Below are 13,175 nucleotides of genomic sequence, written 5' to 3'. Positions count from 1 at the left end.
TTTCGGGGTTATTCGTCGGCCATTCGGGGTTATTCGTCGGCCTCGGCGCCGTCGGCATCTGAGCCACCGCGGATCAGCGCCAGTGTGCCGGCAAGCTCGTCGGGCTTGACCAACACCTCGCGCGCCTTGGAACCCTCCGACGGACCGACGATGTTGCGCGTTTCCATCAGGTCCATCAGCCGGCCGGCCTTCGCGAACCCCACCCGCAGCTTGCGCTGCAGCATCGACGTGGACCCGAACTGGCTGGATACGACGAGTTCGACGGCCTGCAGGAAAACATCCATGTCGTCGCCGATGTCGGGGTCGACGTCGGTGCGTTCACCCGTGGGCTTGGCAGTCGTGACGCCCTCGGTGTAATCGGGATCTGCCTGCTCCTTGGTGGCGGCGACGACAGCGTAGATCTCCTCGTCACTGATGTAGGCGCCCTGGAACCGGATCGGTTTGTTGGCTCCCATCGGGAGGAACAGCCCGTCGCCCATGCCGATCAACTTTTCGGCACCCTGCTGGTCCAGGATCACGCGGCTGTCGGTCAACGACGACGTCGCGAAGGCCAATCGGGACGGCACATTGGTCTTGATCAGCCCGGTGACGACGTCGACTGACGGACGCTGGGTTGCCAGGATCAGGTGAATGCCCGCGGCGCGCGCCTTCTGCGTGATCCGCACGATGGCGTCCTCGACGTCACGTGGCGCGGTCATCATCAGGTCAGCGAGCTCGTCGACAATCGCGACGATGTAGGGATAGGGCTTGTAGACACGTTCGCTGCCCAACGGTGCAGTGATTTCCCCGGATCTGACGTTCTTGTTGAAGTCGTCGATATGGCGCACCCGGTTGGCCTGCATGTCCTGGTAGCGCTGCTCCATCTCCTCGACCAGCCATGCCAGTGCTGCCGCGGCCTTCTTCGGCTGAGTGACGATCGGTGTGATGAGGTGTGGAATGCCTTCGTAGGGGGTGAGCTCCACCATCTTCGGGTCGATCAGGATCATCCTGACCTCTTCGGGGGTGGCCCGAGCCAACAGCGACACCAGCATCGAGTTCACAAAGCTCGACTTGCCCGAACCGGTCGAGCCGGCCACGAGCAGGTGCGGCATCTTGGCCAGGTTCGCCGAGATGAAATCCCCCTCGATGTCCTTGCCGAGCCCGATCACCAACGGATGATGGTCGCGGCGCGTCGTCGGGGCGGTGAGCACGTCGGCCAGCCGCACCATCTCACGGTCGGTGTTGGGCACCTCGATACCCACGGCGGATTTTCCGGGTATCGGCGCCAGCATTCGCACGCTCTCGGTGGCCACGGCATAGGCGATGTTCTTCTGCAGCGCAGTGATCTTCTCGACCTTGACTCCCGGGCCGAGCTCAACCTCGTAGCGGGTGACCGTCGGCCCGCGGGTGCATCCGGTGACCGCTGCGTTGACCTTGAACTGCTCTAGGACCGAGCCGATGACCCCGACCATCTTGTCGTTGGCAGCGCTGCGAACTTTGGGCGGCTCCCCCGCGACGAGCAAGCTCAGCGACGGCAACGTGTACGGCCCGTCCACCACCCGATCCAGCGACAGGACGCTGTCCATCTTGTCCGCGCCACCCTTTGCAGGGTCGCCCTTGACCGCGTCGCCCTTAGCCGTCAGTTCCTTCGGCTTTCTCTTGCGCGAGCGGGAGTTCTGCTCGGGCCCAGCCGTTTCCTGGCCCTCGACCGGGTAGTTGTCCATCGGGGTGCCGGTCAGAGCTGCCGATGCTTGGGAGGGTTGGCCGGCTGAAGACCACGAACGGGCTTCGTCGGAGCCGTAGCCGTCCACGTCGTCGTAGTAGCCGTCCGAGAAGTCATCAGGTTGCCCTGCGTATTCGTCCCCGTACTCCCCGTACTCGTCCCCGTACTCGTCCTCGTACTCCCGGCGCCATCGGGTGGGGAACATGTCCCGCACCGTCGAGGGAACCTCGCGGATGGTCGTGCCGGTCACCAGTAAGAGCCCGAACAGCACACCCAGGAACAGCAGCGGTGCGGCGATCCACGCGGTCAGCCCGTCCGAGAGTGGACCGCCTATCGCGAAGCCCAGGAAGCCGGCCGCATGCTGGCGGGCGAGCGGATCCTGTGGCGAACCCGACCACAGGTGCCACAGTCCGAGCGCGGGCAGCACGATCATCGCGCTCCCGAGGATGAATCGGGGTCGTGCTTCGGGGTCGGGTTCTGAGCGCATGACCGCGACACCGAGCGCTGCCAGCGCGATCGGAACCAATACCACCGCCGCGCCGATCAGCACCCGCACAAAGGTGTCAATCCACTGCCCAACCGGTCGCGCGGCGTCGAACCAGGAACTCGCGGCGACGACGACGCCGAGGCCCAGCAGCACCAGGGCAATGCCGTCGCGGCGGTGCCCCGGCTCTAGTTCGCGTGCCCTGCCGACCGAGCGGGCCGCGCTTCCGGTGCCCTTGGCCACCATCAGCCAGCCCGTCCGCAGGCTTCGACCGACTGCGGTACCGGCGACCGAAACCGCAGACGGGCCCCGGCGCGCGGGTTTGCGACGCGGACCGGCTGGCTTCGACGCCCGCGGTCTAGCCGAACCACCCCGCGAATTCGTCTTTGACCTGTTCGAACGGGTTGCAGATCGGGCCGCGGTCTTACTCGCCATGCCGGCAAGCCTAGTCCCATTTACCTCAGATGCACCATCTGCCACACGGGTCACGGACCGATCGCTGCCTGTTCCAGCGCCCTGCCTGTCTGTTCTCCGGCGTCCGATTGGGTCGACGTGCCGCGACCGGCCCTTTACTCCTGGGTAAGGTGGACACCTGTCCAACGACACCTGTCCAACACAGTGCCCAGATCGAGGAGCTACTCGTAATGCCCGTAGTCGTCATCGCCACCATGACCGCCAAGCCCGAGTGCGTGGAGGCGGTTCGAACCGCGTGCACGCAGGCGATGGAAGTGGTGCACACCGAACCCGGCTGCGACTTGTACTCCCTGCACGAGGCCGACGGCACGTTCGTGTTCATCGAGCAGTGGGCCGACGCCGACTCTCTGCAGGCGCACAGCGCCGCCCCGTCGGTGGCCACGCTTTTCGGCACCATCGCCGAGCACCTCAGCGAAGCACCGGACATCAAGGTGCTGCAACCGGTGTTGGCCGGAGATCCGGCCAAGGGCCAGCTACGGCCCTGAGCCCGCACAATCATGGGTGAGCTCACCGGGAAGGTCGCATTCATCACCGGTGCCGCGCGGGGCCAGGGGCGTGCGCACGCGATCAAGTTGGCGTCCGAGGGTGCCGACATCATCGCTCTGGATCTATGCGCACCAATCGATTCAGTGCCGTACCCGCTGGCCTCCCCCGACGACCTGGCAGCCACCGTCAAGCTCGTTGAGGAGGCCGGCGCGCGCATCGTTGCCTGCCAGGCCGACGTCCGGGACCGCGAGGCCGTGAGAGCCGCGCTGCGCAAGGGAACCGAGGCGCTGGGCAACCGCCTCGACATCGTGGTCGCCAACGCGGGGATCGCACCGATGGCGGCCGACGATGCCTGGCAGGACGTCATCGACGTGAACCTCACCGGCGTCTACAACACCGTCGACGTCGCCATGAAGCCGATGATCAAGTTCGGCAACGGCGGCTCGATCGTGCTGATCAGCTCGGTCGCCGGCTTGGCGGGATTGGGAGCGCCGATCAGCGGCTCCGTCGGGTACGCGGCCGCCAAGCACGGCATGGTCGGGATCATGCGGGTGTACGCGAACTTTCTTGCCCAGTACAGCATTCGAGTCAACTCCGTGCACCCGGCAGCCGTGAACACCCCGATGATCGACAACGACTTCATCCGTTCCTGGCTGGACGGGATGGCGCAACAAGGCCAAGGGGGTCCGGACATGGGCAACGCGCTGCCGGTGCAGGCACTGGAACCCGAGGACATCGCCAACGCGGTCTTCTGGCTGGTGTCAGACGCCGGCCGCTATGTCACCGGCATCACGCTGCCCGTCGACGCAGGATTCGTGAACAAGCGCTGAGATAGCGCTGAAACCCCGAAAGCCCTCAGCAAAGCCAGCTTTCGGGCCCATCGTATTGCCGGCGATCGAGCGGCAGGAGCCGCGGAGCCGTCGCCTGGTTCACGACGACCTAGCTGCCTCACTCCTCCCTGCTGGACTGCGACTAAGGGCCGGGCTGAACCGCGTCAGCGCGCCTGGTGCCAGACAGCGAATCTCTTTGCTGCGACCATGTTGTCGCCGCCCGTTGCTGCTAGGTGTCGTCGGGGGTGACCGACTTGCCATCCCAGCGCTGAATGCCGGGAACGACAACGTCCAACAGTTCAAGGGCCCGCGACACAGTCTGGTCCACCACTGCGTCGAGAGTGCGCGGCATGGCATAGAACGCGGGGACGGGCGGCATGATGATCGCGCCGTTGGTTGTCGCGCGGGCCATGAGTTCAATGTGGCCGGCGTGCAGCGGCGTTTCACGTAATAGCAGTACCACCCTGCGCCGCTCCTTGAGACAGACGTCGGCGGCCCGCACCACCAATTCGTCGTTGTAGGAGTTCGCGATTCCACTGAGGGTCTTCACCGAGCACGGCGCCACCAGCATGCCGGCAGTGACGAATGATCCCGACGAGACGGCCGCGCCGATGTCACGGACATTGTGATGGTAGTCGGCCAGATCACGGACCTCCCCCGGAGCGTAGTCAGTCTCGTGGGTGATGGTTCGCTGACCCGACGCCGTGACGATCAGGTGGGTCGCGACGTCGTCTACCTTGCTCAACAGCTCAAGAGCTCTCACGCCGTAGATGGCTCCCGAGGCTCCAGTGATGGCGACGATGATGCGCTTAATCGGTCTGCCTCTCGTCGAATCGTGCTACAGCGGAGGCGATTATCGTAATGGCATTGCGCTCATCGGCACTGGGCTCGCGGGCGGCTGAAAGTCGCACGACTGCCAACATCGCCGCCGTCGCGCGTTCGGCGGAATCACCGGGTGCAGGAGATACGTCGACACAGCTGGCGAAATCGCTGAGCTCGTTCAACTCGATCATCTCGGCATCGAGTTCAGCGGCCTTGACCTGATCCCGAAGCGCCGCGGTCGCCGGGGTCGGCACCGGCGCGGGCCCGTCCTTGAGTCGCGTCCGCAGGGCGCGGAGTGGACGAACCACTTCGTGTTGCCACTGTTGAGTGCGAGCGCGGGCGCATTCGGCCTCGGCGCGGCCGAAAGAGGCGCCCTGGGCCGAACCGACGAACGCCGCCAACAGAAGCACGTTGACATCCACGTCGCACCGGTCCTGCAGCAGCACGGCTGCGAACGGAACGCCTTCGGCGCCGTACACATCGAGCGCGAACCGTTGGAAGCGATCCTCGCGCGTGGTCATCGAACTCCGCACGGTGCGTGCCAGCCGCCTGAGAGGCTGCCGAGCGATCGTTGTTGATTGCCGGCCGACGTCACCCGGAAAGTATGGAGCATGCAACTTCGCCGTTCCAGGATTTCCGTCAGTTCCTCGACGCTCTGCGCTCCGGCGGTGAGGTCATCGACGTGGACCGTCGCGGGCATGGCACGTCGGCCCGCACAGGCTGAGCAGGGAAGCGAGTTCGTCGAGTAGTGGACGCGCCTGGCCAGCGTGATTACGATCTCCCGGAGCACAGACCTGATCAGGCCCAGTAGGGAGATGCACATGCCCGAGATTGAGCACGAGATCAAGATTTCCGCCACGCCGGAGCAGGCGTACGCGGCATTGAGCACCCTGGACGGCGTCAAGGGCTGGCACACGCCGGGCGCCTCGGGGACCGGAGACGTTGGTTCCGAATGGATCTTCACGTTCGCCGACCACCCCGAATTCGGTTGGGAAGTTGTGACTTCAGAGGCCCCGAGTCGCATCGGATGGCGTTGCACGCAAGGACCCGGCGACTCGGTGGGAACCACGGTCACCTTCACGCTGAGCAAGACCGCGGACGACAGAACCCTCGTCCAGCATGTGCACAGCGGCTGGCCGGACACCAACGGAAACTTCCGCAAGTGCAACACGACATGGGCTGTGCTCCTACACCACCTGCGCGACTACGTCGAGTCCGGTAACACCGCGCCGGCATTCAAGTAAGAGAGAAGCCATGCCCCAGCAGAGCCTGAGTGAATTCGTCGAAGACATGGAGAAGGCGGGTCTGCTCGTTCGCGTCAAGGAGGAGAAACGGGTCGATGAACTCCCCGCGGTCATGGAGGCCAATCCGCTGACCGCGGTGCTGGTGGAGAAAGTCACCGATTGCGAGTTCCAATTCCTGGCCAATGCTTACTCGAATCAGGACCAGACGGCGTGGGCGCTGGGCTGTGACAAGAGTGAGACCGGGCGCCGGATGGTCGAACTGGGCAAAGGTCGGATCAAGCCAGAGGTCATCGACACGGCGCCCTGCAAGGAGGTCATCCTCGTTGGCGAGGAGGTCGACCTCACGCGACTGCCGCTGTTCCTGCACCACGACCGCGACGGCCACGCCTACACGAACGACAACCTGGTCGTGAGCAAACACCCTGACACCGGCGTCTACGACTGGGGCATCTACCGCAGCATGTTCCGTTCGAAAAACGAAAAAATGTTCGACATGACCTGCACTTCGCACCGCGCGCGGCTGAATGCGCAAGCTGCGCAGGCGAAGGGGCGCAATCTCGAACTCGCGATCGTACTGGGCGGTCCCCTGGTGGACAAGATAGCCGCGCTGACGGGAGTGCCGCCGGGTACCGATGACTTCGAGGTGCTCGGCAATTTCTACGGCCATCCCGCGAAGCTGGTGAAATGCGAGACCATCGACCTCCTGGTGCCTGCCAACGCCGAGATCGTGATCGAGTGCGAGCTGATGGCGACTGAAGGCTTGACACACGACGAGGGCCCGTACGGCGAATTCACCGGGATGTACGGCGGCGGCATCAAGGCCAACTTCCGCGCTGTGGTCAAGGCGATGACGTTCCGCAAGGGCGGCATCTTTCAGCACGCCACGATCGGCGGCACCCACCCCTGGTACACCGACAACATGCTCCAACTGCCGATGATCGAGTCAGACCTCTACGGCGCCCTCGCGATGGCCGGGATCAACGTCAAGGAGGTCCGGGCCCCCCTCGGCGGTTTGTCAAACATCGCCTACGCCAAGATAAGCGCTCGGGGTGCGGGGGATTCCAAACAGGCACTCGGTGTGATGTTGACCTGCTCGAAGCAGGGACTGCCGAAGATCGCCATGGTCTTCGACGAGGACGTCGATATCTGGGATGACAACGCGGTTCAATTCGCCATGGCATTTCGATATATGCCGCACCTGGACACGGTGACCATCCCGAACTGCAACACGATGACAGTCGACCCCATGATCGCCGACGACGCCGCACCGGGGACTGCCTCCAAGATCGGTTTGGATTGCACCATTCCGATCGCACCGAACTTCGTGCGTTCGCACTTTGACCGCAGCACCGTCTTCGAACTCGGCGACCCGCCGCCTGATGTCGTGATCATGTCGGAGGAGGAACTTACGACCGCGATGGCCGCGCTGATCCGCGAGGCTCCACGCACATGGAAGGAGGTCCTTCAGCACTTCAACGGACAGCCGTACCGCAACGTCTACGGGGCGTTCAGCAATCTTCGGCACCAACTGGGTCGTTGTGACGACGAGCCGTGGTATCGATACACATTCTCCGACACCGACTTTGCCGTCGACGCAACGGAACCGCCACTTTCGAGTTTTGACCCCCGCCACCGCCCGTAGGCGATCGCTGCTGGGGAAGCGTCGTAGGACGCTAGATCTCGATGACCGTAGGCACGATCATCGGCTGCCTGCGGTAGGTCTCCCCCACCCACTTGCCGACTGCGCGGCGCGCCGCCTGCGCGATGCGGGACGGGTCGGTGATGTTCTGGGCGGCAAGGTTGCCCAGTTCGGCCTCGACCTTTCGGGCCGCAGGCTCCAGGGCCTTGGCGTCCTCGGAGAAGCCCCTTGAATGCAGGTGCGCCGGTCCGGCCGGCTTCCCGGTGCCGCGGCGCACAACGACCGTCACCGCGATGAACCCCGAGGACAGTACGAGCCTTTCCCCCAAGGTGGCATCGCCGACATCGCCCGTGACGAGTCCGTCGACAAACGTCTTGCCGACCGGCACACCCCCCGCGATGCCGACCCGGCCCGCCACCAGGTCGACGCTCACTCCGTTCTCGGCCAGCACGATGTTCTCCTCGGGCACCCCGCTACGAGCGGCCAACGCGGCGTTCGCACGCAGCATCCGCCACGTCCCGTGCACGGGCATCACGTTTCGCGGCCGTACACCGTTGTAGAGGAACAACAGCTCACCAGAGTAGGCATGGCCCGAAACATGCACGCGTGCATGTTGATTGGTGACGACGCGGGCGCCAATCTTGGCCAGCGAGTCGATCACTCCGTAGACTGCCTCTTCGTTTCCTGGGATCAGGGATGACGACAAGATGATCAGATCACCGGCGGTCAGGGTGATGCTGCGATGCTCGCCGCGCGACATCCGCGACAGCGCCGCCATTGGCTCACCCTGGGTGCCGGTGGTGATGAGCACCACCCGATCGGCCGGCATCATCTCGGCGGCGGCGATCTCCAGGACGTCCTCATCGGCAACGTTCAGATAGCCCAGGTCGCGAGCTATTCCCATGTTGCGCACCATCGACCGACCGACGAAGGCCACCCGACGCCCCAGCGCCACCGAGGCGTCGATGATCTGTTGCACGCGATCGACATTGGAGGCAAAGCACGCGACGATGACCCGCCCTTCGGCGCCGCGGATCAGGCGGTGCAGTGCCGGGCCGACCTCGCTCTCCGATGGCCCGACGCCCGGGATCTCCGCATTGGTCGAATCACAGAGGAAGAGGTCCACCCCGGCGTCGCCGAGTCGCGACATTCCCGGCAGGTCGGTCGGCCTGCCGTCCGGCGGCAACTGGTCGAGTTTGATGTCACCGGTATGCAACACGGTCCCCGCGCCGGTGTGGATGCCGATCGCCAAACATCCAGGGACTGAGTGATTGACCGCGAAATACTGACACTCGAACACGCCGTGGGTAGATCGCTGCCCCTCGGCCACCTCGACCAACACCGGTTTGAGCCGGTGTTCGCGGCACTTGGCAGCGACCAGTGCGAGGGTGAACTTGGAACCGACGATCGGGATGTCGGACCGCAACTTGAGCAGAAACGGGATCGCGCCGATGTGATCTTCGTGCCCGTGCGTCACCACGAGCGCCTCCACATCGTCGAGCCGGTTCTCGACGTGCCGCAAGTCGGGCAGGATCAAGTCGACGCCAGGTTCGTCGTGATTGGGGAACAACACACCGCAGTCCACGATCAGCAGTCGTCCCAGGTGCTCGAAAACGGTCATGTTGCGCCCGATTTCGTTGATGCCACCGAGCGCGGTCACCCGCAGGCCTTCGGCGGCCAACGGTCCGGGCGGGGTGAGCGCTGAGTCTGTTATCGGTACCACTACCGAAGCACCGCCGCAGCACGCATGTCTGCGGCCAAACTCTCGACCTGCCTGTCGCTGGCCGGCACTTGGGGCAGGCGGGGGTCGCCGGCTTCAAAGCCCTGCAACCGCAGAGCGGCTTTGGCCAATGTGACACCGCCCAACCTGGACTGGGCGGCCGACAACGGCCCCAGCGTCGCGTTGATCTTGCGTGCAGTCGCGACGTCTCCGGAAGCGAAGGCCGTCAACATGTCTCGCAGCTGGCCGGCTGCGACATGTCCCCACACGCTGATGAGCCCGACCGCTCCCATCGCCAGCCAGGCCAAGTTCAGCGCGTCGTCACCGGAGTAGTAGGCCAGCCCGGTCTCGGCGATGATCTGACCACCGCCGGGCAGATCACCCTTGGCATCCTTGATCGCGACGATGTTGGGATGGGCAGCCAGGGTCCGAATGGTGTCCCACTCGATGGGCACCATCGAACGCGGCGGAATGTCGTAGAGGATCACCGGCAGATCGGTGGCATCTGCGACCGTCGTGAAGTGGGCAATCAAGCCTGCCTGCGGCGGCCGCGAGTAGTACGGAGTGACGACCAGCAGGCCATGCGCGCCCTCGGCGGCGCACGCCTTGGCGAGGCGGACGCTGTGAGCCGTGTCGTAGGTGCCCGCACCCGCGACGATCCGCGCCCGGTCGCCCACGGCATCGAGTACCGCATGCAGCAGCGCAATCTTCTCGCCGTCGGAGGTGGTGGGCGATTCACCGGTAGTTCCCGACAGCACCAGCCCGTCACAACCGGCGTTGACCAAATGTGTGGCCAGCCGGGCGGCGGCGACGGTATCGAGCGATCCGTCGGGCTTGAACGGAGTAGCCATGGCGGTCAACAGGGTGCCCAATCGGGCGGTGGCGTCGAATCCGCTGGTGCTCACGGGCACAAAGATTACCTGGTCGGCTTGCCACGATACGAGTGCATTACCGGCTCATGCCTCAGTTGCCAGTGGGCTGGTCGCGACCTCGGTGCCGTCGGCCAGCACGGTGATCTCGAAGTCGCAGAAGACCTCGGGAGCGACACCGACCAGTTGGCGCAGGCATTCGATCGCCAACCGCCGAATCTCGACGTCAGCGTGCTCGCTGGCCCTCATCGCGATGAAGTGCCGCCACGCCCGGTAGTTCCCGGTGACAACGATCCGTGTCTCAGTGGCGTTGGGCAGCACCGAACGGGCGGCCTGGCGAGCCTGTTTGCGTCGCAAGACGGCCGCGCTTCCACCGGCATCATCGCCCACGAACTTGGCTTCCAGTCGGTTGAGCAACTCGGTGTAGGCGGTGCGGCTGGCGTCCGCCGCAGCTGTGAGGATCTCCCGCAGCTCCGGATCGTCCTCGATGCCCGGCGGTGCCACCACTTGCGAGTCCCGTTCAGGCACGTAGCGCTGGGACAGCTGCGAGTAGGAGAAGTGGCGGTGACGGACCAGCTCATGGGTACACGACCGCGAGATGCCGGTGATGTAGAACGACACCGACGCGTGCTCGAGAACTGCGAAGTGCCCGACGTCGATGATGTGACGGACATACGACGCGTTGGCAGCTGTGCGCGGATTGGGCTTGGACCAACTCTGGTAGCACGCGCGGCCGGCGAACTCGACCAATGCGGCACCGCCGTCAGCATCGGTACTCCACGGCACGTCCGGGGGTGCCGAGAACTCCGTCTTGGCGATCAGCTGCACACGCAGCGGCGCTATCTCGGCCACGCCTGGGAGCCTAACCTGCCCGGCCCGCCCCGCGGTTCGAGCAGGCTGAGCTGCTTTCTGCTACCGCGGCGTGGCGGCAACGAATTCCACCACCGCTGCGGCGAGCTCGCGACCCTTGTCCTCCTGCAGGAAATGGCCCGCGTCGACGATCGTCACGTGGTCCTGCCCCTCGGCACCGCTCACGTGCGAACGCAGCACGGGCTCAGCGGCACCGGTGATGGGGTCGGAGTCGGAGAAGGCGCACAGGAACGGGCGATCGAACCGACCCAAGGCTTCCCACGCCACGCGGTTCCGCGGGGCCGCGGGGTCATCGGGGCCGGTCGGTACGAGCATGGGGAACTGACGGGCACCAGCGAGGTAACCGTCGTCGGGAAACGGTGCGTCGTAGGCGGCGATGACCTCGGGCTCCAGCGTGGACACCGTCGCTCCGTTCAGGATCTGGCCGGCGGGAAACACCGGCACTTCCTGGCTGAACTTCTGCCAGGCCAGGAACGCTTTTCCTGGATGGTGATCTCCGGTCGGCAGCATGGTGTTGGCCGCCACGACCCGGACGAAACGGTCCGGCTGCTCGGCCACCAGTCGCAATCCGATCAGCCCACCCCAGTCCTGGCACACCAGGGTCACGTCGGTCAGGCCGATCGCCTCGATCGCGGCCCACGTCCAGTCGGTATGGGCCGCGTAGGTGTAGTCCTCGCGCCGGGTCGGCTTGTCGCTGCGGCCGAACCCGACCAGGTCGATCGCGACGGCGCGCAGCCCCGCGTCGACCAGCACCGGGATCATTTTGCGATACAGGTAACTCCAGGACGGCTCGCCATGCAGCAACAACACCACCTCGCCGTCGGGCGGCCCCTCATCGAGATAGTGCATTCGCAACGTCGTGCCCGCGCCCGAGTCGACCTCGACGTAGTGAGGTTCGAAGGGAAAGTCGGGCAAGTTGGCGAAGCGCTCATCTGGGGTGCGTAGGACATCCATGAAACCCAGCTAACCAAGTCGGCATCTCAGCGCCTCCACCAGGTCGCCCCGCTCCCCGACCGCCACCCCGCCGAGGCCCAGCCACGACGCCATGGCCTCGAGTTCTACGGCCATCGCGGTGGCCACCCGCGATGGTGACTGCCCCTGCTCGGCGAACGCTCCGACGACCTGCAGAGTGTCGGCCGCCCGATCGGCCTTGAGGTCGACGCGGCCGACGAGATCCCCGTCGAGCAGAAACGGCCACACGTAGTAGCCGTACCGTCGCTTGGCCGCTGGCGTGTAGATCTCGACGCGGTAGTGGAATTCGAAGAGCCGTTCCACCCGCGGCCGGAAGAAGATCAGCGGGTCGAACGGGCACAGCAACGCCGTTCCCCGGTCCCGGCGGGGCACGGTCTGGCCGGACCGCAGGTACGCAGGCGCGCTCCAGCCGTGGACGCCGACGGGTTCTAGTTCGCCGTCCGCGACCAACGCGGCAACGGCGGGCTTGGACTGCTTGGGCGACAGGCGGAAGTAGTCCCGCAGATCGGGCTCAGTAGCCACTCCGAGCGCTTTGGCCGCCCGCAGTACCAGTTCGCGCACTGCCTCCTCGTCGTCGACCTCGCGCGCCGCGACCTCCGGTGGCAGCACCCGTTCGGTGAGGTCATAGTGCCGCGCGAAACCGGCCCGGGTGGCCGTCGCCAACACCCCCGCCGACCACAGGGCCTCGGCCACCCACTTGGTGTCGCTGCGATCCCACATTTGCTTTTGGACGGGCCCGTTGGGCTGTTGGACGGGCCTCCTGCGTTCGCGCGGCCCGGGTTCCAGCCGGGCCTCGATCTGGCCCGCCGTCGAAGGACCCAGTTCGGCGACGGCGTTGACGACATCCTCTGCGAGCTTGGCGTTCTTCCTGACGACCTCAGTGCCCCACCGGCCGTGCCGGTATTCGCGCATCCGCCACCGCAGCAATGGCCAGTCCTCGACAGCCATCAACGCGGCCTCGTGCGCCCAATACTCGACCAGCGCCCGCGGCGAGCGCGCCGAGTCACTCCACGCGGCCCGATCCAGAATGGCGCGGTCGTAGGGGCCAAGCCGACTGAACATC

The 13,175-nt window shown here is 65.3% G+C and carries 12 protein-coding genes; 4 read left to right on the top strand and 8 right to left on the bottom strand.

All coding sequences use genetic code 11. The features are described from left to right. Window positions 1-29 precede the first annotated feature (29 nt). On the bottom strand, window positions 30-2,621 hold the full coding sequence (locus tag ACPGXI_RS13960) for a DNA translocase FtsK (protein ID WP_526653860.1): 2,592 nt from the start codon (window positions 2,619-2,621) through the stop codon (window positions 30-32). 209 nt (window positions 2,622-2,830) lie between these two features. Between ACPGXI_RS13960 and ACPGXI_RS13955 the strand changes: the two genes are divergently transcribed. Continuing rightward, window positions 2,831-3,145: a putative quinol monooxygenase gene (locus tag ACPGXI_RS13955; protein ID WP_526653858.1), complete on the top strand. Its 315-nt coding sequence runs from the start codon at window positions 2,831-2,833 to the stop codon at window positions 3,143-3,145. A gap of 12 nt (window positions 3,146-3,157) precedes the next feature. Beyond that, a complete protein-coding gene (locus tag ACPGXI_RS13950) occupies window positions 3,158-3,976 on the top strand; it encodes a mycofactocin-coupled SDR family oxidoreductase (RefSeq protein WP_526653856.1) in 819 nt (272 codons plus the stop codon). A 229-nt stretch (window positions 3,977-4,205) separates the two neighbouring features. Here ACPGXI_RS13950 and ACPGXI_RS13945 read toward each other — a convergent pair whose 3' ends face one another. Both ACPGXI_RS13945 and ACPGXI_RS13940 read right to left on the bottom strand, forming a co-directional pair. Then, entirely contained in the window at window positions 4,206-4,778 is a 573-nt protein-coding gene (locus tag ACPGXI_RS13945) for a UbiX family flavin prenyltransferase (RefSeq protein ID WP_526653894.1), read from the bottom strand. A 7-nt stretch (window positions 4,779-4,785) separates the two neighbouring features. Then, on the bottom strand, window positions 4,786-5,319 hold the full coding sequence (locus ACPGXI_RS13940) for a TIGR02444 family protein (RefSeq protein ID WP_526653854.1): 534 nt from the start codon (window positions 5,317-5,319) through the stop codon (window positions 4,786-4,788). 300 nt (window positions 5,320-5,619) lie between these two features. Between ACPGXI_RS13940 and ACPGXI_RS13935 the strand changes: the two genes are divergently transcribed. Beyond that, on the top strand, window positions 5,620-6,042 hold the full coding sequence (locus ACPGXI_RS13935) for an SRPBCC family protein (protein WP_526653852.1): 423 nt from the start codon (window positions 5,620-5,622) through the stop codon (window positions 6,040-6,042). 10 nt (window positions 6,043-6,052) lie between these two features. Beyond that, on the top strand, window positions 6,053-7,684 hold the full coding sequence (locus tag ACPGXI_RS13930) for a UbiD family decarboxylase domain-containing protein (protein ID WP_526653850.1): 1,632 nt from the start codon (window positions 6,053-6,055) through the stop codon (window positions 7,682-7,684). Window positions 7,685-7,715: 31 nt separating this feature from the next. Here ACPGXI_RS13930 and ACPGXI_RS13925 read toward each other — a convergent pair whose 3' ends face one another. The 5 genes from ACPGXI_RS13925 to ACPGXI_RS13905 form a co-directional block, all read right to left on the bottom strand. Beyond that, a complete protein-coding gene (locus tag ACPGXI_RS13925) occupies window positions 7,716-9,395 on the bottom strand; it encodes a ribonuclease J (protein ID WP_526653892.1) in 1,680 nt (559 codons plus the stop codon). 8 nt (window positions 9,396-9,403) lie between these two features. Beyond that, the gene (gene dapA, locus ACPGXI_RS13920) at window positions 9,404-10,306 is read right to left on the bottom strand and encodes a 4-hydroxy-tetrahydrodipicolinate synthase (protein WP_526653848.1); all 903 of its coding nucleotides are present in this window, start codon (window positions 10,304-10,306) and stop codon (window positions 9,404-9,406) included. A 51-nt stretch (window positions 10,307-10,357) separates the two neighbouring features. Next, window positions 10,358-11,122, bottom strand: coding sequence for an FAD-dependent thymidylate synthase (thyX, locus tag ACPGXI_RS13915; protein ID WP_526653846.1), 765 nt, complete (start codon window positions 11,120-11,122; stop codon window positions 10,358-10,360). A gap of 60 nt (window positions 11,123-11,182) precedes the next feature. Further along, window positions 11,183-12,094, bottom strand: coding sequence for an alpha/beta fold hydrolase (locus ACPGXI_RS13910; protein WP_526653844.1), 912 nt, complete (start codon window positions 12,092-12,094; stop codon window positions 11,183-11,185). Window positions 12,095-12,103: 9 nt separating this feature from the next. Next, on the bottom strand, window positions 12,104-13,175 hold a 1,072-nt coding region (locus tag ACPGXI_RS13905), incomplete at its 5' end, for a winged helix-turn-helix domain-containing protein (RefSeq protein WP_526653842.1).

The organism is Mycobacterium sp., assembly GCF_049608025.1.
Classification (GTDB): Bacteria; Actinomycetota; Actinomycetes; order Mycobacteriales; family Mycobacteriaceae; genus Mycobacterium.
The sequence above is the reverse complement of the archived record's forward strand: the minus strand, read 5'-3'. Positions and strand labels throughout refer to the sequence as shown.

Bases quoted from the DNA above. Each gene is read 5' to 3' on its own strand.
- ACPGXI_RS13960 (WP_526653860.1), bottom strand. From the start codon at position 2,621: ATGGCGAGTAAGACCGCGGCCCGATCTGCAACCCGTTCGAACAGGTCA.
- ACPGXI_RS13930 (WP_526653850.1), top strand. From the start codon at position 6,053: ATGCCCCAGCAGAGCCTGAGTGAATTCGTCGAAGACATGGAGAAGGCG.
- ACPGXI_RS13910 (WP_526653844.1), bottom strand. From the start codon at position 12,094: ATGGATGTCCTACGCACCCCAGATGAGCGCTTCGCCAACTTGCCCGAC.
- ACPGXI_RS13955 (WP_526653858.1), top strand. From the start codon at position 2,831: ATGCCCGTAGTCGTCATCGCCACCATGACCGCCAAGCCCGAGTGCGTG.
- ACPGXI_RS13950 (WP_526653856.1), top strand. From the start codon at position 3,158: ATGGGTGAGCTCACCGGGAAGGTCGCATTCATCACCGGTGCCGCGCGG.
- ACPGXI_RS13940 (WP_526653854.1), bottom strand. From the start codon at position 5,319: ATGACCACGCGCGAGGATCGCTTCCAACGGTTCGCGCTCGATGTGTAC.
- ACPGXI_RS13935 (WP_526653852.1), top strand. From the start codon at position 5,620: ATGCCCGAGATTGAGCACGAGATCAAGATTTCCGCCACGCCGGAGCAG.